Source organism: Curvibacter fontanus, from assembly GCF_054780335.1.
In genome coordinates, this window is record NZ_BAAGWN010000016.1 from 240,214 (window position 1) to 261,806 (window position 21,593).

At 68.5% G+C, this 21,593-nt stretch carries 21 protein-coding genes and 1 pseudogene; 10 read left to right on the plus strand and 12 right to left on the minus strand.

Going from position 1 to position 21,593, the window contains the following annotated elements; translation table 11 throughout:
• Position 1 precedes the first annotated feature (1 nt).
• Positions 2-847 (plus strand): dienelactone hydrolase family protein, encoded by an 846-nt coding sequence (locus tag ACYVH8_RS12290; protein WP_460489097.1) that lies wholly within the window; start codon positions 2-4, stop codon positions 845-847.
• Here the strand turns inward: ACYVH8_RS12290 and ACYVH8_RS12295 are convergent, their stop codons facing one another.
• Positions 848-1,687, minus strand: a complete 840-nt coding sequence (locus ACYVH8_RS12295; protein ID WP_460489098.1) for an alpha/beta fold hydrolase — start codon at positions 1,685-1,687, stop codon at positions 848-850.
• Positions 1,684-4,287, minus strand: a complete 2,604-nt coding sequence (mutS, locus tag ACYVH8_RS12300; protein ID WP_460489099.1) for a DNA mismatch repair protein MutS — start codon at positions 4,285-4,287, stop codon at positions 1,684-1,686. Before mutS ends, ACYVH8_RS12295 begins: the two co-directional genes overlap by 4 nt.
• A 170-nt stretch (positions 4,288-4,457) precedes the next feature.
• On the opposite strand from mutS, the gene ACYVH8_RS12305 reads away from it, so the two are divergent.
• Both ACYVH8_RS12305 and ACYVH8_RS12310 read left to right on the plus strand, forming a co-directional pair.
• Positions 4,458-4,955 carry a GAF domain-containing protein gene (locus ACYVH8_RS12305; protein ID WP_460489100.1) on the plus strand — a complete coding sequence of 166 codons (498 nt, stop codon included), beginning with the start codon at positions 4,458-4,460 and terminating at the stop codon, positions 4,953-4,955.
• Entirely contained in the window at positions 4,952-5,356 is a 405-nt protein-coding gene (locus ACYVH8_RS12310) for a histidine kinase (protein ID WP_460489101.1), read from the plus strand. Before ACYVH8_RS12305 ends, ACYVH8_RS12310 begins: the two co-directional genes overlap by 4 nt.
• A gap of 138 nt (positions 5,357-5,494) precedes the next feature.
• On the opposite strand, the pseudogene ACYVH8_RS12315 reads toward ACYVH8_RS12310, so the two are convergent.
• Together ACYVH8_RS12315 and ACYVH8_RS12320 are read right to left on the minus strand one after the other, a co-directional pair.
• Positions 5,495-5,551: pseudogene (locus ACYVH8_RS12315) on the minus strand (hypothetical protein); the annotation flags it as partial.
• Positions 5,535-6,413 (minus strand): LysR family transcriptional regulator, encoded by an 879-nt coding sequence (locus tag ACYVH8_RS12320; RefSeq protein WP_460489102.1) that lies wholly within the window; start codon positions 6,411-6,413, stop codon positions 5,535-5,537. The pseudogene ACYVH8_RS12315 and the gene ACYVH8_RS12320, both read right to left, overlap by 17 nt.
• A 109-nt stretch (positions 6,414-6,522) precedes the next feature.
• On the opposite strand from ACYVH8_RS12320, the gene metE reads away from it, so the two are divergent.
• The 3 genes from metE to ACYVH8_RS12335 are packed head-to-tail and all read left to right on the plus strand — an operon-like array spanning position 6,523 to position 10,101.
• Positions 6,523-8,853: a 5-methyltetrahydropteroyltriglutamate--homocysteine S-methyltransferase gene (metE, locus tag ACYVH8_RS12325; protein WP_460489103.1), complete on the plus strand. Its 2,331-nt coding sequence runs from the start codon at positions 6,523-6,525 to the stop codon at positions 8,851-8,853.
• Positions 8,853-9,608, plus strand: a complete 756-nt coding sequence (locus ACYVH8_RS12330; protein ID WP_460489104.1) for an acyl-CoA thioesterase — start codon at positions 8,853-8,855, stop codon at positions 9,606-9,608. The genes metE and ACYVH8_RS12330 overlap by 1 nt, the downstream gene beginning before the upstream one ends.
• Complete coding sequence (locus ACYVH8_RS12335) at positions 9,589-10,101, plus strand: GNAT family N-acetyltransferase (RefSeq protein ID WP_460489105.1); 513 nt, start codon at positions 9,589-9,591, stop codon at positions 10,099-10,101. Before ACYVH8_RS12330 ends, ACYVH8_RS12335 begins: the two co-directional genes overlap by 20 nt.
• Here the strand turns inward: ACYVH8_RS12335 and ACYVH8_RS12340 are convergent.
• The 4 genes from ACYVH8_RS12340 to ACYVH8_RS12355 are packed head-to-tail and all read right to left on the minus strand — an operon-like array spanning position 10,043 to position 13,371.
• Complete coding sequence (locus ACYVH8_RS12340; RefSeq protein ID WP_460489106.1) at positions 10,043-10,822, minus strand: GntR family transcriptional regulator; 780 nt, start codon at positions 10,820-10,822, stop codon at positions 10,043-10,045. The genes ACYVH8_RS12335 and ACYVH8_RS12340 overlap by 59 nt on opposite strands.
• On the minus strand, positions 10,806-12,008 hold the full coding sequence (locus ACYVH8_RS12345; RefSeq protein WP_460489107.1) for an amidase: 1,203 nt from the start codon (positions 12,006-12,008) through the stop codon (positions 10,806-10,808). The genes ACYVH8_RS12340 and ACYVH8_RS12345 overlap by 17 nt, the downstream gene beginning before the upstream one ends.
• Complete coding sequence (locus ACYVH8_RS12350) at positions 12,005-12,928, minus strand: polysaccharide deacetylase family protein (protein ID WP_460489108.1); 924 nt, start codon at positions 12,926-12,928, stop codon at positions 12,005-12,007. The genes ACYVH8_RS12345 and ACYVH8_RS12350 overlap by 4 nt, the downstream gene beginning before the upstream one ends.
• A gap of 11 nt (positions 12,929-12,939) precedes the next feature.
• Positions 12,940-13,371 (minus strand): nuclear transport factor 2 family protein, encoded by a 432-nt coding sequence (locus tag ACYVH8_RS12355; RefSeq protein ID WP_460489109.1) that lies wholly within the window; start codon positions 13,369-13,371, stop codon positions 12,940-12,942.
• A gap of 230 nt (positions 13,372-13,601) precedes the next feature.
• Here ACYVH8_RS12355 and ACYVH8_RS12360 point away from each other — a divergent pair, with 230 nt between their 5' ends.
• The 4 genes from ACYVH8_RS12360 to hpxZ all read left to right on the plus strand — a co-directional run bounded on the left by ACYVH8_RS12360 (position 13,602) and on the right by hpxZ (position 18,780).
• Positions 13,602-14,786, plus strand: coding sequence for an ABC transporter substrate-binding protein (locus tag ACYVH8_RS12360; protein ID WP_460489110.1), 1,185 nt, complete (start codon positions 13,602-13,604; stop codon positions 14,784-14,786).
• An 80-nt stretch (positions 14,787-14,866) separates the two neighbouring features.
• Complete coding sequence (locus tag ACYVH8_RS12365) at positions 14,867-15,745, plus strand: branched-chain amino acid ABC transporter permease (RefSeq protein ID WP_460489111.1); 879 nt, start codon at positions 14,867-14,869, stop codon at positions 15,743-15,745.
• On the plus strand, positions 15,742-18,357 hold the full coding sequence (locus ACYVH8_RS12370) for a branched-chain amino acid ABC transporter ATP-binding protein/permease (protein ID WP_460489112.1): 2,616 nt from the start codon (positions 15,742-15,744) through the stop codon (positions 18,355-18,357). Before ACYVH8_RS12365 ends, ACYVH8_RS12370 begins: the two co-directional genes overlap by 4 nt.
• Before the next feature lie 21 nt (positions 18,358-18,378).
• Positions 18,379-18,780: an oxalurate catabolism protein HpxZ gene (hpxZ, locus tag ACYVH8_RS12375; protein WP_460489181.1), complete on the plus strand. Its 402-nt coding sequence runs from the start codon at positions 18,379-18,381 to the stop codon at positions 18,778-18,780.
• Here hpxZ and ACYVH8_RS12380 read toward each other — a convergent pair whose 3' ends face one another.
• From ACYVH8_RS12380 to ACYVH8_RS12395, 4 genes are all read right to left on the minus strand, one after another.
• Complete coding sequence (locus tag ACYVH8_RS12380; protein ID WP_460489113.1) at positions 18,781-18,945, minus strand: hypothetical protein; 165 nt, start codon at positions 18,943-18,945, stop codon at positions 18,781-18,783.
• 253 nt (positions 18,946-19,198) lie between these two features.
• Entirely contained in the window at positions 19,199-19,579 is a 381-nt protein-coding gene (locus ACYVH8_RS12385; protein ID WP_460489114.1) for a DUF2237 family protein, read from the minus strand.
• Between the two features lie 54 nt (positions 19,580-19,633).
• Entirely contained in the window at positions 19,634-21,187 is a 1,554-nt protein-coding gene (locus tag ACYVH8_RS12390; RefSeq protein ID WP_460489115.1) for a cryptochrome/photolyase family protein, read from the minus strand.
• Positions 21,184-21,345, minus strand: a complete 162-nt coding sequence (locus ACYVH8_RS12395; RefSeq protein ID WP_460489116.1) for a DUF2256 domain-containing protein — start codon at positions 21,343-21,345, stop codon at positions 21,184-21,186. The genes ACYVH8_RS12390 and ACYVH8_RS12395 overlap by 4 nt, the downstream gene beginning before the upstream one ends.
• Positions 21,346-21,593: the final 248 nt, after the last annotated feature.

Here is a 21,593-nt window from a genome sequence, read left to right on the forward strand (position 1 = left end):
CATGAAGCGGCTGGCCCTGGGGCTGGTGCGGGCGCTCTTGCTGGCGCCTTTGCTGAGCGGGGCCGAGAAGCTGCCCGCGGGCGTGCGCGTCGAGGTGCCGGGCAGCGTCCCCCTGGTCGCTTACTGGTTTGCGGCCGCGTCAGCGGGGCCGCGCCCTGCGGTCGTGGCCCTGCACGGCTGCAGCGGCCCCTATGACACACGCGGACAGCTGACGGCGCACCTGCGCCGTTACGCGGCGGATCTCAATGCCGCGCAGATGCATGTGCTGGTGCTCGACAGTTTCGGCCCGCGCGGCCTGCGTTCGGTCTGCGAAATTCCCCAGGGCAAGCGCCCGCTGCGCGAAGCGGACCGGCGCGCCGACGCGCAGGCGGCGCTGCGCTGGCTGGCGGCCCGGCCCGAGGTGGATGCCACGCGTCTGGCGCTGCTGGGCTGGTCGCACGGTGCGCAGACCGTGCTGGCCGCGCTCGATGCCAGCGACGCCGCCGTGCAGGGGCAAACGGTGCAGGCACGTGCGGCCGTGGCTTTTTATCCCGGCTGCACCGAGCCACTGAAGAACAGCCACTACCGCTTGCAGGGGCCGCTGCTCATGATGGTGGGCGAGCGCGATGACTGGACGGCGTCCGCGCCCTGCGTGCGCCTGCACCAGCGTCTGGGCGCACAGGCGCCGCGTTTCGAGTTCGAGGTCTATGCCGACAGTTACCACGGCTTTGACAGCCTCTCGCCGCCGCGCGTGCGTGACAACGTGGGCAGCACCCGCAGCGGCAAGGCCACCGTGGGCGGCAACCCGGCAGCCCGGGTGGCCTCGCGCGAACGGATGTTCAGGTTCCTGGAAGAACAGCTGCGCTGATCAGGCGCTGGCTTTGAGTTCGCGCACGCGCTGCAGGTTCAGCAGCGCGGCTTCGATGGCGGCGGCCGTGGTGACGGGCTGCTCCATGGGGAAGAGGTGCGAGCCGTCGAGCAGGGTGATGCGGCCCTTGGTGACCTTCTCGGTCATGGCCATGCCGACCTGTTTCATCTCCACCGAATGGCGCCCGCCGATGAAGGCCACCGGGCATTTGAGCGGGTGGCGCTTGAGCAGGCTGTCCAGATGATGGGGGATGGTGTTGTAGATGGCGGTCTCGACCTCGCGCGTGAAGCTCAGCACGCGTTTGCCGTCTTCCTCGTGCATGCCGTGTTCCACATAGTCGCGCAGCACCTGCGGGTCCCAGCGGGCGAAGGCCTTCTTGTGGCGCAGGTGCTCGATGGCTTCTTCCACACCGGGCCAGCTGTTGCGCCGCTGTTTGCTGATGGCCCCCGGTGAGACCGCGCCGATGAGCTGGGTGCGCTTGGCCACGCTCACGCTGGTGGCGCGCCAGCCGCCCAGGATGGGCGAGTCGATCAGCAGCACACCACAGGCCAGTTCGGGGTGGCGCGCGGCGGCCATGAGGCTCAGGAACCCACCGAGCGAGTGGCCGACCAGGAAGGCCGGTTCACCGCTCTTGTTCATCTCGGCGCTGGCGAAGTCGGCCAGCTGCTGCACCAGGTGGGGCCAGTTGCTGGTGACGGGATACTGCTCGTCGTGGCCGAACTTGTCCACGGCCTTGACCTTGAAACCGCGCCGGCGCAGCTCGGCGAAGAGCACGCGGTAGGTGCTGGCCGGAAAGCTGTTGGCGTGCGAGAAGATGATGGGGGGCAGGTGGGAATTCATTTGCGGGTCGCCAGTTTCTTCAGCGCGTAAAGCGCATCGAGCGCGTCGCGCGGGCTCAGGGTATCGGGGTTGATGTCGGCCAGGCTGGCTTCGACGGCGCTGGGCCGGGTGGGCTCTTCTGCGGGGGGTGCGGCAAACAGGTCGACCTGGGCCTGGCTCTGCGAGGCAGAGGTCTCCAGCGCTTCCAGCGCATGGCGCGCGTGGTTCACCACCGTGGTCGGCATGCCGGCCAGACGGGCGACCTGGATGCCGTAGCTGCGGCTGGCCGGGCCGCTCTGGATCTCGTGCAGGAAAACGATGTCGTGGCCCGACTCGGTGGCGCTGACGTGCACGTTGACGGCGGCATGGTGCTTGGCCGGGAACTCGGTGAGCTCGAAGTAGTGCGTGGCGAAGAGCGTGTAGGCCTGGGTCTTGTCGTGCAGCTGGGTGGCGATGGCGCCGGCCAGGGCCAGGCCGTCGAAGGTGGAGGTGCCGCGGCCGATCTCGTCCATCAGCACCAGGGACTGCGGCGTGGCCGCGTGCAGGATCTGCGCGGCCTCGGTCATCTCCAGCATGAAGGTGGACTGGGCGTTGGCCAGGTCGTCGGCGGCGCCGATGCGGGTGTGGATGGCGTCGATCGGTCCGAGGCGGCAATTCGCTGCCGGCACGTAGGAACCCATGGAGGCCAGCAGCACGATGAGGGCCACCTGGCGCATGTACGTCGATTTACCACCCATGTTCGGGCCGGTGATGATCTGCATGCGCTGCTTCGGGCCCAGGCGCGTGTCGTTGGCGATGAAGGCGCCGGAACTGGTCTCGGCCAGGCGGGCCTGCACCACGGGGTGGCGACCGGCCGTGATCTCGATGCAGGGTTCGTTGGCAAAGACCGGCGCGCACCAGTCCAGCGTGAGCGAGCGTTCGGTCAGGGAGCACAACACGTCCAGCGTGGCCAGCGCCCGTGCCGTGCGCGTGAGCGCGGCGATATGGGGTTCGAGCTGGTCCAGCAGCTGTTCGTAGAGCCACTTCTCGCGGGCCAGGGCCCGTTCCTGCGCGCTGAGGGCCTTGTCCTCGAAGGCCTTGAGCTCGGGCGTGATGAAACGCTCGGCGTTCTTCAGCGTCTGGCGGCGGCGGTAGTCCTCGGGCACGCGGTCCAGGTTGCTGCTGGTGATCTCGATGTAGAAGCCGTGCACCTTGTTGAACTGCACGCGCAGATTGTTGATGCCGGTGCGGGCCCGTTCACGCGTTTCCAGCTCCAGCAGGAAGCCGTCGCAGTTGGTCTGGATGGCCCGCAGCTCGTCGAGCTCGGCGTCCAGGCCGTCGTTGATCACGCCGCCGTCACGCACCAGGGCGGCAGGCTCGGGCAGGATGGCGCGGGCCAGCAATTCCGCGCAGCCCGCGGGGGGCAGCAGGTGCTGGGACACCTGGGCCAGCAGGCCGGCCTGGCCCTGCAGAGCGGGCGCCAGTTGCTCCGTTTTTTGTAGCGTCTGCTGCAGGGCCACGAGCTCGCGCGGGCGCACCTGGCGCAGGGCGATGCGCGCGGTGATGCGTTCCACGTCGCTGCAGCCCTTGAGCTGTTCGCGCAGTTTGGGCCAGGGGCCGCCTCTCAATGCGCCGAGGGCGTCGAGCCGCTGCTGCGCCGGGGCGCGGTCGCGCGCGGGCTCCAGCAGCCAGCTTTTCAGCAGGCGGCTGCCCATGCCGGTCATGCAGGTGTCGAGCAGGGAGAAGAGGGTGGGGCTGTCTTCGCCGCGCAGGGTCTGTACCAGTTCGAGGTTGCGGCGCGTGGTTTGCGGCAGGTCGATGAGCTGGTCGTTGCGCTGCACACGCACGTTGTGCACGTGGCTCAAGGCCCGGCCCTGGGTGTGTTCGGCGTAGGCCAGCAGGGCGGCGGCGGCGGCGTGGGCCTGCGGCAGTTCCTGCGCGCCCCAGCTGGCCAGGCTGGCAGCCTTGAGCTGTTCGAGCAATTTGTTCTGGCCCAGGGCGCTGTCGAACTGCCATTCGGGGCGCAGGGCCAGCGCCATGCCGCTGGCCTGCTTGAGCGCCTGCAGGCGCTGCTCGAAGGCCGGTGTACTGCCGGCGCTGTAGATCAGCTCGCCGGGGGCGATGCGGGCCAGCCACTCGGGCAGTTCGTCCGGGCTGCATTCGGCCAGGTTGACCTCACCCTGGGTGACGCTGAGCCAGGCCAGGCCCAGGGTGTTGCGCAGGCCCTGGTGCACGGCCAGCAGCAGGGATTCGCTCTTGTCGCTGAGCAGGGCGCTGTCGGTCAGTGTCCCGGGCGTGACCACACGCACCACCTTGCGTTCCACCGGGCCCTTGGCCGTGGCCACGTCGCCCACCTGCTCGCAGATGGCCACCGATTCGCCGAGCTTGATGAGGCGGGCCAGGTAGGTCTCGACCGAATGGAAGGGCACGCCGGCCATGACCACGGGCTTGCCGCCGGACTGGCCGCGCTGGGTGAGGGTGATGTCGAGCAGGCGGGCGGCTTTTTCGGCGTCCTCGAAGAACACCTCGTAGAAGTCGCCCATGCGATAGAACAGCAGGGTCTGCGGGTACCCGGCCTTGAGGCCGAGGTACTGCTGCATCATGGGGGTGTGGAGGGCCAGATCGGCCGTATGTGCTGACATCCGGGCGAGTCTATCTGAGGTCGGCGCAGCCGACGCCCGCTTGCCTGGGGTCGTGACGGGCCTCTCCGTGGCCAAGTATCATGAGTGCACCACCACGATCATGAAAATGAACGCTTCTTAGCCCACATGACTGTCGCCCCCCGTGAGAGGGGCCGAGAAGGCAAACCCCCATGATTCCTGCCCCCAAGCCCAGCAACGAAGACGATCGCCTCGCCCGGCTGCGCGAGCTGCTCATACTGAACACGCCGCCCGAGGAGCGCTTCGACCGTATCGTCGCGTTCGCCGCGCAGGAGCTGGACATGCCGCTGGCGTCGATCTCGCTGGTGGACTCCGACCGCCTGTGGTTCAAGGCCCGCGTCGGTCTGAACGTGAGCGAAACCTCGCGCAAGGATTCCTTCTGTGGCCACGCCATCCTGGTGGACGAGCCCACCGTGGTGCCCGATGCGCTGACGGATCAGCGGTTTTCAGACAATCCCAACGTGGTACAGGCACCGCACATCCGCTTTTATGCAGGCGCCCCGCTCAAGTTGCCCGGGGGGCACACCATGGGCACGCTGTGCGTTTTTGACCATCAGCCGCGCGAGATGGACGACATCGGGCTGGCGATCCTGAATTCATTGCGTGACCTCGTGGTCGAAGAGTTGCTGCGCAAGGGTGACGCTGCATGACGTCGACGTCCGGCTATTTGCCCGGCGATATCCTGGTGGTGGAGCAGGCGGCCCTGGTGGGCAGCATCATCGTGTCCACCGCGCGCGAACTGAAAATGCCGCGTGTGCGCCTGGCCACCAGCATCCGGGCCGCGGAGCAGCTGCTGCAGCACCATCCTTTCAGCGGCTTGATTCTTTCGCTCAATGACGAGCCTGCGGCGCTGGCCTTGATCCAGAACTTGCGCAACGGCACCTACAAGACGCTGGCCAATGTCCCGGTGGCCGTGACGACCACTGCTTGCAGCGCCGAGCTGGCGAATGTGCTGCGCGGCTTTCTGGTGTGTCGCATCCTGCTCAAGCCGTTCAAGGTGCGCGATGTGATCATGACCATCCGCATGCTGGTCGACGAAGCGGTGGCCTGAGCCGCGCGGGCGCCTGCCTGCGCCTCAGGCCAGGCCCAGCAGCCGCGCCAGGCTCTGCTCATCGCCCGGCGCCGAAATCATCAGGTGCTGCTCCAGCTCCCGCAGGTGCTGGTCCATGAGCTGCACCGCGCTCTCGGCGTCGCCGCGCGCGATGCAGTCAACGATGCGTTCGTGTTCGTCAAGCCCGCGCCAGATCTACAAAGGCCTGCAGGTAATCCACATCGCCGTCCGACTCGCGCAGACCCAGGAAGATCTGTTTCTTGAGGCCGTGTCGGCCCAGGCGCACGGGCGTGATGTCCATGCGTTCGGCGTATTCCTCGACCAGCCAGCGCGGCAGCGCCGTGACACCACGGCCGCTGGCGACCATCTGCATGAGGATGTCGGTGGTCTCGATGGTGCGGTGCTGGCGCGGCGCGATGCCCGCGGGTGTGAGGAACTGGTTGAACACATCCAGCCGCTCCGGCGCCACGGGGTAGGTGATGAGGGTCTCCTGCGCCAGTTGTCTGGGCAGCACATGCGTGGCGCCGGCCAGCTTGTGGCTGCGCGGGACGACCAGCACCTGTTCATAGTCGAACACCGGCTCGAAGCGCAGGCCGGGTTTGAACAGCGGGTCGGGCGTGACGAGCAGATCGATCTCAAAACCGAACAGCGCGCCGATGCCGCCGAACTGGAATTTCTGTTTCACGTCCACGTCCACATCGGGCCAGCGCGCGAGGTAGGGCGCGACGAGCTTGAGCAGCCACTGGTAACAGGGGTGGCATTCCATGCCGATGCGCAGGGTGCCGCGTTCGCCTTCGGCGTATTGCCGCAGGCGTTCTTCGGCCTGGTTGAGTTGCGGCAGCACGCGGTTGGCCACAGCCAGCAGGTACTCACCGGCCTGGGTGGGGATGAGCTGGCGCCCCTCGCGCAGCCAGATCGCCGTGCCCAGCAGCGACTCCAGTTTTTTCACCGAGTGGCTCAGGGCGGACTGGGTCAGGCACAGGGTGTCCGCGGCCGCCGTCAGCGAGCCCTGTTTGGCGACTTCCAGCACGATGGCCAGATGGATGCGTTCCAGCATATATGAGCCAATCTAATGGATGGTTGAAATAAGACCATTTTACGTAATGGGTTTGCTTGCCTAGGATGCCGAGCTTCATTGCATCTCTTTCAGCAAAGGCAAACCCATCATGGCCCTGATTCACAACCTTGGTTTTCCCCGCATCGGCGCGAAACGTGAACTCAAGTTCGCGCAGGAGTCCTACTGGAAAGGCGAGTCCTCGCGTGAGGCCCTGCTGGCCGCGGGCGCCCAGCTGCGCCAGCGCCACTGGCAGCAGCAGGCCGGGCTGGACCTGGTGCCCGTGGGCGATTTCTCCTTCTACGACCAGGTGCTGGACATGAGCTTCACGCTGGGCAACCTGCCCGAGCGCGTGCGCGGCTTCCACGGTGAGGTGCTGGACAACTACTTCCGCGTGGCACGCGGCCGCTCGGCGGCCGCTTCGGAATCCAGCCGCTCTGCGGCCGGCACGGACGATCACGGTGCCTGCTGTGGCGGTGTGGCCGCCGGCGAGATGACCAAGTGGTTCGACACCAACTACCACTACATCGTGCCCGAGTTCACCGCCGCCACCGAATTCAAGCTCGATGCCTCGCGCCTGCTGGCGCAACTGGCCGAGGCCAAGGCCCAGGGCGTGCGCGCCAAGCCGGTGCTCGTGGGGCCGGTGACCTACCTGGCGATCGGCAAGGCCAAGGACGATTCCGACAAGCTGGCCCTGCTGCCGCGTCTGCTCGTGGTCTACGCCGAACTGCTGGAGACCCTGGCCGCGCAGGGTGTGGAGTGGGTGCAGATCGACGAGCCGTTGCTCGTCACCGAGCTCGATGCCGACTGGCAGCACGCCTACAACACGGCCTACCACCAGCTCAAGAGCTGCCGCGTCAAGCTGCTGCTGGCCACCTACTTCGGCCCCCTGCTGGAGAACGGCTACCTGGCGGCCAACCTGCCCGTGGCGGGCCTGCACATCGACGCGGTCAAGGGCCGTGACGATGTCTTGCCCGTGCTCAATCTGCTGCCGGCACACAAGGTGCTGTCGCTGGGTGTGATCAATGGCCGCAACATCTGGAAGACCGACCTGAACGCCGTACTCGACTGGCTGGAGCCGCTGGCGCAGCGCCTGTGCGATCGCCTGTGGATTGCGCCCTCGTGCTCGCTGCTGCATGTGCCGGTGGACCTGGGCAGCGAACAGAAGCTCGATGCCGAGGTGAGATCCTGGCTGGCCTTTGCCTTGCAGAAGCTCGACGAGCTGCAGGTGCTGGGCAGGGCCCTGCGTGAGGGGCGCGCGGCGGTGAAGGACGCCTTGGCCGCCAACCAGGCCGCGCTGACGGCACGGCGCGCTTCGCCGCGCGTGCACAAGCCGGCGGTGCAGGCCGCGGTGGCGAAGATCAGCGCCAGCCTGGGCCAGCGTGAACATGTTTATGCCCAGCGCGCGCCCAAGCAGGCGGCGCTGCTGCAACTGCCGGTCTATCCGACCACCACCATCGGCTCCTTCCCGCAGACGGCCGAGATCCGCCATGCGCGCAGCGAGTTCAAGGCCGGCCGGCTGAACGAAGCCGGCTACCAGGCCGCCATGCGTTCCGAGATCGCACGCAGCGTGCGAGAGCAGGAGGCTCTGGGCCTGGATGTGCTGGTGCACGGCGAGGCCGAGCGCAACGACATGGTCGAGTACTTCGGCGAACAGCTGGAGGGTTACGCCTTCAGCCAGTTCGGCTGGGTGCAGTCCTACGGCTCGCGCTGCGTGAAGCCGCCGATTCTTTTTGGCGACATCAGCCGCCCCAGGGCCATGACGGTGGAATGGATCAGCTACGCGCAGTCCCTCACGGACAAACCCATGAAGGGCATGCTCACCGGGCCGGTGACCATCCTCAACTGGTCCTTCGTTCGTGACGACCAGCCACGTTCGCTGTCATGCAAGCAGCTCGCGCTGGCGATCCGCGAGGAGGTGCTGGACCTGGAGCAGGCCGGCGTGCACGTGATCCAGATCGACGAGGCCGCGCTGCGCGAGGGCCTGCCGCTGCGCCGCTCCTTGTGGAAGGGCTACCTGGACTGGGCGGTGGAGTCCTTCCGCATCACGGCCAACGGCGTGCGCGACGAGACGCAGATCCACACCCACATGTGCTACTCGGAGTTCAACGACATCATCGCCTCGATCGCCGACATGGACGCGGACGTGATCACCATCGAGACCTCGCGCTCGGACATGGAGCTGCTCGATGCCTTCGACGACTTCAAGTACCCGAACGAGATCGGGCCCGGCGTCTACGACATCCACTCGCCCAACATCCCGACGCAGGAGCACATCGTGCAGCTGATGCGCAAGGCCGCCGAGCGCATCCCCGCCGAGCGGCTCTGGGTGAACCCGGACTGCGGCCTCAAGACACGCCAGTGGTCCGAGGTGCTGCCGGCGCTTACGCATATGGTGGGCGCGGCACGCCAGCTGCGCGCCCTGTCGGCGGGTGCCGCCTGATGGAGGGCGCTCTTCCTTCCATGGTCGTGGTCGACATGGTCTGGCCCGATCAATCCAATCACCATGGCACGCTGTTCGGCGGCGCGGCCCTGTCCATGCTCGATCGCATGGCCTTCATCATGGGCAGCAAGGTGCTGCGCGGTTCGGTCGTGACAGCCTCCGTGAGCCGCCTGGACTTTGCCGCACCGGCACCGGCCGGCCATCTGGTGGAATGCCGCGCCCAGGTGATCCACCGCGGACGTCGTTCCGTGACGGTGGACACACGCCTGATCGCGGAGGACCTGCTCAGTGGCGAGCGCACGCACTGTGTGTCGGGCGAGTTCATCATGGTGCGCCAGGCCGATGCCGACGAAGCGCTGGCGCCCGCCCTGCCGGAATGGAGCGGTGATGTGGGTGCATCGGATGCCGAGGCGGCGCTGGTGCCGCGCGCCACGGTGGCCGAGATCGTGTTTCCGGGCCATGCCAACCACCGCGGTGTGCTGCATGGCGGACCGGCCATGGCCTGGATGGCCAAGGCCGGTTTTGTGGCGGCCACGCGCCAGGTACGCCGCTCCGTGGTGATGGCTGGCAGCGAGAAGCTGGATTTCCAGGCGCCCGCGCGCGTGGGCGATGTGGTGGAGGTGACGGCCCACGTCATCGGCACGGGCCGGCGCTCGATTCGTGTGCAGGCCGACATGTGGGCCGAGTCCTCGGTGGGTGGCGAGCGGCGCCTGTGCTCTTCGACCAAGCTGGTCTATGTGGCCATCGACACTTGAGCTCTCGCCGCTGCTGCCCGTGCATCGCGGTGCGCTGGGCCTGCATTTGCTGGCGCTGTCGCCGGATGACCGCTACGCGCGTTTCGGCACGACCCTGAGCGACGAGGCGCTGCTGCGCTGGGTGGCGCGTATCGCCTGGCCCCGGCAGCGCTGGTGGGGCGCCTGGCTGCAGGGCGACTTGGGCCTGCAGGCGGTGCTGCAACTCTCACCGACCCGACGGGCCGGTGCCTGGGAACTGACCCTGACGGTCAACGAACCCCTGCGGGGACAGGGCCTGGGGACCAGCCTGCTGGCCGCGGCCATGGGCCAGATGCCCGATGTGGAGCGCCTGCTCTGTCAGCACGGGCACGCCGCCATGCCGGCCATGGCGCGGCGCCTGGGTTACGGCGTGCAACTGCGCGGGTTACCGCCGCGGCTGGAGATCACGCCGGCGTTTAGCGCAGGCCCAGCAGCTTGGCCAGGCTCTTCTCGTCGCCCGGCGACACAAGCATGAGGTGCTCTTCGAGTTCACGCAGGTGCTGATCCATGAGTTTGACCGCTTCTTCTGCCTCGCCGCGTGCGATGCAGTCGACGATGCGTTCGTGTTCGTCGTGCTCGCAGGCCGCATTGCCCGGGGGCTGGTGCACGGCCACGATGAGCGAGCAGCGCGAGACGATTTCCACCAGGTAACGCTGCAGGATGGGATTGCCCGAGAGTTCGGCCAGGCGCAGGTGATAGGCGCTGGCGAGTCTTGCCCAGGCGGGCTGGTCGAAGCGGTGCATGGCCTGGTGTTCCTCGCGCAGCTGTTCGCGCAGGGCCTTGAGGTCGCGCGCGGTGGCGCGTTCGGTCACCAGGCGCACGATGGCGGCTTCCAGCGCACGGCGGGCCTCGAAGATCTGGCGCGTTTCCTCGCGGGTGGGCACGGCCACGATGGCGCCGCGGTTCGGGCGCAGCTGCACGATGTGGTCGTGCGCGAGCTTCTGCAGCACCTTGCGCGCCACCGAGCGGCTGACACCGAAGAGTTCGCACAGCGGGGCCTCGGGCAGTTTGGTGCCGGGCTTGAGGCGCTGGCTCATCACGCTGTCGAAGACGGCGCGGTAGATGCGGGCCTCCACGTCGGCGCTGTCGCCCTCGGCTACCGTGTCTTCCACGGGCGGGGCGGGGCTGCGCTGGCGCGGCGGTGGCGCGCGCCGGCCGGGGCGTGGGGTGCTCAGGGACTCAGTCGATTTGGGCATGCAGGCTGCGTGCGAGTTGGATCAGGGCCAGGTCGCTGCCGGCAGGCCCCAGCAGGGAGATGCCCAGCATATCACCGGAGTCCGTGCGCACCGGCAGGCTGATTTGCGGCAGGCCGCAGAGGCCCGCGATGCAGGTGATGGCCATGGTACGCAGGCGCACGGCGTCCACGTCGGCGGGGGCTGCGTCCCGCCGCGGCGCCAGGCTGGCGGCCGAGGGCAGCAGCAGCAGACCATCGGTACCCAGCAGGCCGTGCACGTGGGCGCGGATCTGCGCCTGGGCGGCGCGCGCGGCGGCCGAGGCTTCGGCCGTGACCTGGCTCGCGGCTTTCCAGCGGCTGGCGATGGCGGGGGCGAAGACGGGCTGCGTCTGGGTGATCCAGTCGCCGTGCACCTGCCAGCCTTCGAAGGCACCGGCCGTCACATAGGTCTGGCGCCAGGCGGCCAGGCCTGCGTCGCCCGCGATGCGCAGGCCTTCGGGCACGCAGGACAGCTGGTGGGCCAGTATGTCGCGGGCGCGTTGCAGCGGTGTGGTGAAGATCTCGTCGGCCAGCTCCCAGGCGTCCAGCGGCAGCAGCAGGCGGCGCGGGGTGTACAGGCTGTCGGGCAGCAGCACGCGGCCCACGCGTTCGAAGACCTCGCCGTCGGCGGCCAGCCAGGTGGCGGTGTCGAAGCTCGGGTGCAGGGGCACCAGGCCGCGGGTCGAGACCAGGCCGTGCGTGCTGCGCAGGCCCCAGATACCGCAGTAGCTGGCGGGCACGCGCGTGGAGCCGCCGGTGTCGGTGCCCAGCGCAAAGTCCACCAGGCCGGCGGTGACGGCCGCGGCCGAGCCGCTGGACGAGCCGCCGGTGACGCGCTCCGGGTAGCGTGAGTTGATGGGCGTGCCGTAGTGCGTGTTGTCGCCGTGCAGGCTGTAGGCCAGTTCGTCGGTGAGCACCTTGCCCATGAGGGTGGCACCTGCGGCCAGCAGCTGCGTCACCACGGCGCTGTGCTCGGCGGGCACGGGGTGGGTGGCGAGCCAGCTGGGGTTGCCCGCGCCCGTGGGATGGCCTGCGACGTCGAAGAGATCCTTGGCCGCGAAGTTCAGGCCGGCCAGCGGGCCGCCGGCCTGGCCGGCGAGGGTGTAGCGGCCGTGCGGCACCCAGGCGCCGACGGTGTCTGTGATGGGGAAGGGCAGGGGGGCGTTCATGCGATGGCCTCGGGATTCTTTTGAGCGATGGCGTCCATGTGCTGACAAATGGCGCCGGGCGTGGCGAACCAGACTTCGCCACGGTCGCGTGCGGCCGCGAGGTGCTGCAGGGCGCGGCGCAGGTGGCGCAGGCGGTAGGGCTGGCCCACGAGGTAGGGATGCAGGGCGATGCCCATGACGAGCGGCTGCTGGCGCGACTGTTCGAGCATCTCGTCGAAGTTGTCGACGATCATCTGCGCGAAGTCCTTGCCGTCCATCTGGCGGCCCACGATCATGGGGATGTCGTTGAGCTCCTGCGGGTAGGGGAGGGACCACAGGCCCTGGCCGTTGCGCGTGGCCATGCGCACGGGCTGGTCGTCGTGGCACCAGTTGAGCGTGTAGCGGTAGCCGGTTTCGGCCAGCAGGTCGGGCGTGAGCTTGCTCTCGCTGATCCAGGGCGAGAGCCAGCCCGCGGGCGCCGTGCCGCTGCGCGCGCGCATGCGGTCGCGGCAGAGCACGAGCAGTTCGCGTTCGGCCTGCTCGTCCAGCACGCCCTGGCGCTCGGCATTGCTGTGGCCGTGGCCCACGAGTTCGTCGCCGCGCGCGGCACAGGCGGCCACGAGCTCGGGGCAGTGGTCGTAGAGCGCGGTGTTGATGAGCGCGGCCGCGGGCAGGCGCAGCTGGTCGAAGAGTTCCAGGCAGCGCCAGGCGCCCACGCGGTTGCCGTACTCGCGCCAGGAGTAGTTGAGCACGTCGGGCTGAGGCGAGGCCGGGCCGATCATGGCGCCCAGGCCTTCACCAAAAGCGAAGTGTTCGATGTTGAGCGCCAGGTAGACGGCCAGACGCGCGCCGCCGGGCCAGTGGTAGTCCGCGCGGCGCGTGATGGGGCGGTAGGGGAAACGCCCGTGGTCGGGGAGGAGGCCTGGGTAGATCGCCGGCATGGTGCTGTACCTCACTGGGTCGCCAGGCCGGCGCGCACGAGCAGCCATTCGGCGCTGTCGTTCCAGACCTCCATCTGCGTGATCAGGCCCTGCTTCACGACGTAGCGGTCCACATAACGGTTGCCTTCGAAGGGCGTGCCGTCGGGCCAGACGCCGTAGAGCGTGCCGCGGCTGTAGACCACGGTCTCGTCCGGCGTGCCGCCGGCCACGGTCTCGGTGGCCTCGATGTTTTTCTTGACCCATTGGTAGCGCGTGGCGTTGAAGGCCGCGCACTCCGCGGGCGCGCGCATCTCGCGCCCGCCCGTGAAACGGATGCGCAGGCCGGGGGCCACGAAGCGGCTGGCCGAAACCGGCTCCGGGATCATCAGCAGGCGTAGGTATTCGTCCACCACGGCGGCGGGGGTGGCGGGTGCCTCGGTCTGGTTCACGGTCGGGTCTTCCATGGTCGTTTTCCTCTCGTCAAGCCCCCTTTTGGTGCCGGATGCACCGTCCGGGGCTGTCAGGGGCGCGCGATAAAAGTGCTTGCAAAAGACATGCCATATTGTCGACAATCCAATCATATATATGAAAACAAAGAAATTGCCATCGTGGTGACACTGGCACGCGAATTGCATGATTGAAAGAGCCCGCGGGTCGACCCGCTTTCTGTCCTTCCACTCACAGGAGTACCGCCATGAACCCTTGCTCTTTCTCCGCGACGCGACGCGCGCTGCTGGCCGCCGGCCTGGCCCTGGCCGCGGCCGGCCCGGTGCTGGCCAATGAACCCATCAAGATCGGCCTGGTGACGGCGCTGTCGGGCCAGTCGGCTCTGGCCGGCGAAGCCATCACGCGCGGCATGCAGGTGGCGATCGACGAGATCAATGCCAAGGGCGGCCTGCTGGGCGGGCGCAAGCTGGAGCTGGTGCGCCGCGACGACGAAGCCAACCCCGCCAAGGGCGTGGTGGCTGCGCGCGAACTGATCTATCGCGAGAAGGTGGCTGTGATCTTCGGCGGCCTGGACACGCCGGTGTCCATGGCCATCGTGCCCCTGCTGAACCAGGAGAAAGTGCCTTTCATGGGCCCCTGGGCCGCGGGCACGGGCATCACCAAGAACGGCGCCAATCCCAACTACGCTTTCCGCGTGTCGGCGGTGGACGAGATCGTCGACGTGGGCATGCTGGCCTACGCGCAGAAGAACTTCAAGAGCGCCAAGCCCGGCCTGATCCTCGTGAACAACCCCTGGGGCGAGAGCAACGAGAAGGGCCTGAAGGCTGCCATGGCCGCCAAGGGCGTGACGCCCGCGGGCGTGGAGAAGTTCGAAGGCAATGACGTGGACATGGTGCCGCAGCTCACGCGCCTGAAGGCCGCGGGCGCCGACACCCTCTTCATGGTGGGCAACGTCGGCCCCTCGGCCCAGGTGGTCAAGTCGCTGGAGCGCATGGGCTGGAAGGTGCCGGTGGTTTCGCACTGGGGTCCGGCCGGCGGCCGTTTCACCGAACTGGCCGGCGCCATGGGCAAGGACGTGCACTTCGTGCAGACCTACAGCTTCTTCGGCAAGCAGTCGCCCGTGGGCCAGCGCGTGATCAAGGCCCTGATGGCCAAGTACCCGGCCATCAAGGGCCCGGACGACATCTCGCCCGCCGTGGGCGTGGCCAATGCCTACGACGCCATGCACTTGACGGCGCTGGCCATCCAGGCCGCCGGTTCCACCAGCGGTGACGCCATCCGCCAGGGTTATTACAAGATCGACAAGTACGAGGGACTGATCAAGACCTACGTGAAACCCTTCAGCGCCGAAGTGCACGATGCCGTGAAGTCCGACGATTACGTCTGGGCGCAGTTCATCGACAACCGTATCGTGCCTGTTGGCATGAATTAACGCTCGCCAGCAGCAGAGACAACGCGGGTCATCGCCTTTCGGGCGGAGACCCGCTTTTTTGGGTTTGAAGAGGACGAGATATGTCGGAGTTATCCGCGCTGGTCAGCGGGCTGGGCCTGGGCAGCATGTACGGGCTGATGGCCCTGGGTTTTTACGTGACCTATGCCGTCAGCGGCACGGTCAACTTCGCCCAGGGCAGTTCCATGATGCTGGGCGCGGTGCTCACCTACACCTTCGCGCAGACCTTCGGCTGGCCGGGCTGGGCGGCCGTGCTGCTGGCCCTGGCGCTGTGCGCGGCTTACGGCCTGCTGGTGGAGCTGCTGGCCGTGCGGCCCTTCGTGCACCGCGGCTCGGACGCCTGGCTCATGGCCACGGTGGCGTTGGGCATCGTGCTCGACAACGTGGTCATGGCGACCTACGGCAAGGAGCCGCGCAGCCTGCCCTCAGCGTTGGCGCAGTCGCCGCTGGAGGTGGGTGGTGTCGGCCTGGGGGTCTACCCGTTGCAACTGCTGATCCCCGTCGTGGGGCTGGCATTGGCCGCGCTGCTGCACACCCTGAGCCGGCGCACGCGCTGGGGCACGGCCATGCTGGCCGTGGTGCAGAACCGCGCCGCGGCGCGACTCATGGGCATCCCGATCCGGCGCGCCGTCGCGCTGGCCTTCGCGCTCTCGGCTTTGTTCGCGGGCATCGCCGGCGTATTGATCGCACCGCTTTCCAATGTGCATTCCGACATGGGCACGCTCTTCGGCCTCAAGGCCTTTGCCGTGGCCATCCTGGGCGGCATCACGAGCGCCTGGGGCGTCATGCTGGCCGGTCTCTTGTTCGGTGTGGTGGAGGCCATGATCACCGCCACGCTGGGCTCGGGTTATACGCAGATCCTGACCTTCGCGCTGGTGATTGCGGCGCTGGCCTGGCGGCCCAACGGCCTGTTCGGCCGCGCGGAGGTGAAGAAGGTATGAACGCGTCTTTTGCAAAACGGCCCCTGCTGGGCCTGGGCACGCCGCTGCAGATCGCGGCGCTGCTGGCCGTGCTGGGGCTGGGCGCCGGCCTGGCCCTCACGCTCAACGGCTACTGGGTCTTCGTGCTGGCGCAGGTGGCGCTGCTGACCCTGGTGGGTGTGGGCCTCAATGTGCTCGTGGGGCTAACCGGCCAGGTGTCCTTCGGCCATGTGGGTTTCTACGCCATCGGCGCCTACACGGTGGCCATCCTCACCACCAAGGCGGGCCTGAGTTTCTGGCTGGCCTGGCCCATCGCGGCCGTGATCGGGGGTGCCTGCGGTGCCTTGCTGGCGGTACCGGCGCTGCGCGTGAAGGGACCTTATCTGGCGATGATCACCATCGCCTTCGGTTTCATCGTCGAGAACGGCATCATCGAAGCCAGCGCGCTGACGGGCGGGCAGAACGGCATCATGGGCTTGAGCGCCCCCTCGCTGGGTGGTCTGGCCCAGGGCGAACGTGCCGTGGCCCTGCTGGCCATCGCGGCGGCCGGCCTGGGACTGGCAGCCTATGCCTGGCTGGCGCGCGGCACCTGGGGCGCGGCCATGCGCGCCGTGCGCGATGCCGAGACAGCGGCCGAATCGGTGGGCCTGAACCCGCTGGTCATCAAGACCGTGGCCTTTGCCGTTTCCGCTCTGTGTGCGGCCGCCGCGGGCGCCCTGTTCGCGCCGCTCTCGGGTTTTGTCACGCCGCACACCTTCGGTTTTCTGCAGTCCATCCTCTTCGTGCTGGTGGTGATGCTGGGCGGCGCCGGCTCGGTGGCCGGTCCCCTGGTGGGCGCGCTGCTGGTGGGCATGCTGCCCGAGCTGCTCTCGGGGCTGGAGGAATTCCGCCTGCTCTTCTTCGGTGTGCTCCTGCTCGTGGTGCTGTGGGTGGCGCCCGATGGGGTGGTGGGCTGGCTGCAGCGCCTGCGCGCCCTGTGGCGCGCGGCCCCGGCGGCGGCCTCGCGTCCGAACGCAACAGGCCAGCTGGCCCTGCCGACGCGTGCGCGCCTGGGCCTGAAGGCCGAGGGTCTGAGCATGCAGTTCGGCGGTGTGCGCGCGGTGTCGGCGCTGAGCTTCGAGGCACGCGCCGCCGCGGTGACCAGCCTGATCGGCCCCAATGGCGCGGGCAAGTCCACGGCCCTCAATATGCTGGGCGGGTTTTACCTGCCCACGGCCGGCGCCTTTGCGCTGGGCGGTGAGGCGCTGGCCGGGCGCAGCGCCATGCAGATCGCGCGCCGCGGTGTGGCGCGCACCTACCAGACCTCGCAACTTTTTGGCAGCCTGAGCGTGCTGGACAACGTGGTGCTGGCCATGCAGCGTGGCCGTCTGGGTCCGCTCCTGGGTGCGTCGCGCCGTCACGCGCCCGAGTACACAGCACGCGCGGCCGAGCTGCTGGCCTTCTGCGGATATGTCGGTGACCCGGCCGCGCTGGCGGCCGATCTGGCCCATGTGGACCGGCGCCTGGTGGAGATCGCCCGTGCGCTGGCCACCGATCCCGAAGCCCTGCTGCTGGACGAACCGGCGGCCGGCCTGTCGCGCGAGGACAAGGAGCGCCTGGGCGCTTTGCTGCGGCGTATCGCCGTGGCGGGCATCACGGTGCTGCTGGTGGAACACGATATGACCCTCGTCATGGGCGTCAGCGACCAGGTGGTGGTGCTCGACGCGGGGGTGCGCCTGGCGACGGGCACACCGGCCGAGGTGCAGGCCAACCCCGCGGTGCAACAGGCTTATCTGGGCGAGTCACTGGAAATGATTGACCCCCACGCTCCGCCGTTGCACGGGTCGCTGCCCCCCGAGGGGGCTGCCCCGCCTTGGGGCGGCCCGGCGGCGGGGCGCGGTTCTGCCACGCGCGTGGCTGATACGAAGGAACGCCCCGAGATGCTGGGCGTGGGCGCTTTGGTGGCCGGTTACGGCGCCGAGCCCGTGCTGCACGGCATCGATCTGCAGGTGCGGCGTGGCGAGGTGGTGGCCCTGCTGGGCGCCAACGGCGCGGGCAAGTCCACGCTGATGAAGGCGTTGGCCGGTCTGCACCGGCCCGTGCTGGGTGGCATCCACCTCGAAGGCCGCGAGCTCAAGAACCTGGGGGCGGAGCAGGTGGTGGCCCAGGGCGTGGTGCTGGTGCCCGAGGGGCGCCAGGTCTTCCCCGAGCTCAGCGTGCTGGACAACATCCGCCTGGGGGCTTTCCTGCATCCGGTCGACCGGGACGCGCGGGTGGAGGAACAGCTGCAGCGCTTCCCGCGCCTGCGTGAGCGCCTGCAGCAGCGTGCCGGCCTGCTCTCGGGCGGTGAACAGCAGATGCTGGCGATTGCGCGCGCGCTGATGTCGCGCCCGCGTATCCTTCTGCTCGACGAACCCTCGCTGGGTCTGGCGCCCAAGATCATTGCCGAACTCTTCGCCGCGCTGGACCGGCTGCGACGCGAGGGCATGACGCTGTTGCTGGTGGACCAGATGGCCGGCCTGGCGCTGGCGCTGGCGGACCGGGCCTACGTCATCGAGGGGGGGCGTATCGTGGCGCAGGGCACGGCGGCGGAGATTGCGGCCGATGGGGCCCTGGCCCAGGCCTATCTGGGCGAGCAGGTGGGACATCACTGAGAACCGGGAGTGAGTATGGCGATGGAGATCAATGCGCCGGCCGTGCTGGCCGAAGTCACCGCGGCCTTTGCGCGCTACGAGGACGCGCTGGTGCACAACAAGGTGGACGTGCTGGACGAGCTGTTCTGGGACAGCCCGCACACCCTGCGCTACGGCGCCACGGAGAACCTCTACGGCTACCAGGCCATCCAGGCCTTTCGCGCGGGGCGGCCCGCCGCCGGCCTGATGCGCGAACTCACGCGCACCGTGATCACCACCTACGGTCCCGACTACGCCACGGCCAACACCGAGTTCCGCCGCAGCGGCAGCGAGGCCATCGGGCGCCAGAGTCAGACCTGGTTGCGCACGCCCGCGGGCTGGCGCGTGGTGGCGGCGCACGTGAGCTTCATGGCCCCGCCGGCCGTCCCGGGCTCCGCGCGCTGATCAGCTTGCGACGTAAGGAATGGCTGCCAGGCACAGGCAGGCCGCGCTGCTGAGTCGCAGGCGCAGCGGCAGGTACCAGCCGGGCATGGGGTGCAGGCATGCCAGGCGCTTGTCCTGCACGCAATGTGCGGCGAAGCCGAGGATCAGCAGAAAGGCGGCCAGCAAGCACGCCGCCGCGCGCCGGCACCACGCTCCAGAAGCAGAGCGGCCGGGCCCGGCGGTCCCCGTTCGCGCCCATGGCATGGGCCCAGTGCAGCGCACCCACGAAGCTCAGGATGATGGCGCCGTAGGTCCTGCTCCCAGACCTCCCGATGCACAGCATCGGTCAGGGTGCCCAGGGCGGTGAGCGCGAACGGCAGCAGGCCGCCTTAACCCAGCCAGGCCACTTGCGCCGGAATCCGGCGATCGGTGTCGCCACTCATGGTTTGCTCTGGCTGCGCACCAGTTCGTGTGCGCGCAATTGATCCAGCGTGACGTAGTCCAGCGCGCGCAGGTGCGTGCATTCCAGCACCACGGGCGGGGCCACGCCGGCATCCAGCGCCTCTTTCCAGCGCAGCGCGCACAGGCACCAGCGGTCACCCGCCTTGAGGCCGGGGAAGCGGTATTCAGGATGCGGGGTGACAAGGTCGTTGCCGCGCGCCTGGGCAAAGTCCAGGAAGGCCTGCGTCATACGCGCGCAGATCACGTGCGAGCCCAGGTCGTGCGCATCCGTCTTGCAGCAGCCGTCGCGGTGGAAGCCGGTGAGCGGGTCGTAGGAGCAGGGCACAAGCTCGGAGCCCAGGACGTTCAGGGTGGTCATGGCGTGAGCTTATGGCAAAACGCGCCGTCTGGCACGGGGCTGCTTATCACCCGTTCAGGCCGGCAGCCTGCCGACCTCGCCGCGGCGGATGGCGCCGGCACGGGCCTGCAGGGCCTTGCGCTCTGCGTCGTCCAGCCGGGCGAGGTTCCTGACCTGCAGCGCGGTGCGCGGGTTGCGCGCCAGCAGCGCTTCGTGGCGCAGCAGGAAATCCCAGTACAGCGTGGTGACCGGACAGGCGCGCTCGCCGGTGCGCTGGGCCGGGTCGTAGCGGCAGCCCCGGCACAGCGGGCTCATGCGTTCGATGTATTTGCCGCTGGCGATATAGGGTTTGCTGGCCATCAGGCCGCCGTCGGCGTACTGGCTCATGCCCAGGGTGTTGGGCAGCTCGACCCATTCCACCGCGTCCACGTAGACGCCGAGGTACCAGGCGTGCACCTGCCGGGGTTCGACGCCATAGAGCAGGGCGAACAGGCCGGTCACCATGAGGCGCTGAATGTGGTGCGCGTAGCCGTGCTGCAGCGTCTGGGTGATGGCGTCGGCCAGGCAGGCCAGGTCGGTGCGGCCGTCCCAGTACCAGGCGGGCAGGTCCTCATGGGCGTCGAGGGCGTTGCCTTCGAGGTACTGCGGCATCCGGGTCCAGTAGATGCCGCGCACATACTCGCGCCAGCCCAGGATCTGGCGGATGAAGCCCTCGCAGCTCGGCAGGCTCGCCCGGCCGGCGCGCCATGCGGCTTCGGCCGCGGCCACGACCTCGCGCGGATGCAGCAGCTTGAGGTTGAGGGCAGCGGAGAGGTGGGCGTGGTAAAGCCAGGGCTCGCCGGGCCAGATCGCGTCCTGCCAGTGGCCGAAATCAGCCAGGCGTTGCGTGATGAAGTCTTCCAAGGCTTGCAGGGCCTGCGCGCGCGTGACCGGCCAGGCAAAGCTCTCCAGCGAGCCGGGGTGATGGGCAAAGCGCTGCTGCACCAGGACCATGAGCTCGCGCGTGATCGCGTCGGGCTCGAAGTGGCTGCGCGGCGGCACGAAACCCGGGCCCTGGGGGCCGAAGGCCTGGCGGTTGTCGGCGTCGAAGTTCCACTGGCCGCCGGCGGGCCGGTCCCCGTCCATCAGCACCTTGTGTTTGCGGCGCTGCTCGCGGTAGAAATACTCCATGCGCAGGCTCTTGCGGCCCTGGGCGTGGGCGGCGAATTCGCGCACCGTGGTGTAGAAATGCCGGTCGTCGCGGATCTCCAGGGGGATGCCGGCGGCCGCTGCCGTGGCTTGCAGGGCCTTGAGCACGCGCCAGTCGCCCGGCGCCGTCAGGATCAACTGCCGGGGCTGCAAAGTGGCCAGGTCGTGCGCCAGCTGGGCCGCCAGGCTGCCCCGGTTGCCGGCGTCGTCCAGCCGGACGTAGTGCAGCGGCCGACCCGCCTGTCCCAGCGCCTGCGCGAAATGGCGCATGGCGCTGAGGAACAGCACGGTGCGGGCCTTGCCCGAGGGGATGTGGGTGGACTCCTCGGCCACCTCGGCCATCCAGACGCGGTCCTGCGCGGGATCGAAGCCGTCGAAGGCGGCGGCCTGCGGGTCCAGCTGGTCACCCAGCACGAGCACGAGGGAGCGCAGCGCGCTCATGGGGCGGGCCGGGCGCGGCGGCAGGCTTGCGAGCAGTACTTGACCTGCTCCCAGTTCTTCGCCCATTTCTTGCGCCAGCTCATGGGGCGGCCGCAGACGCTGCAGGGTTTGCCGGGCAGGGACTGCTTGTTGCCTTTGAAGTCTTTGGACGGGGTCATGGCCTGTGCGGGGTGGAGGGGCGTGCAGCGCCGACTGTAGCGTCCCCCCTGCTTTTGTGCTGCCGTCGCCCGCATGACCCCGTGGCGCTGTCAGTGAACCTGCGGACCGGGAATGCGGCAGGAATACCGGCTTTCAGGACTTATTCCCGTCGCAGGCAGGGGCGCGAGCAGGCAACTCGATTAACATGTTCCGATACCCAAGGGCAGCAGGCAGGGGCAGGGACGTCAGGCTGGTCCAGGCCTGCGGC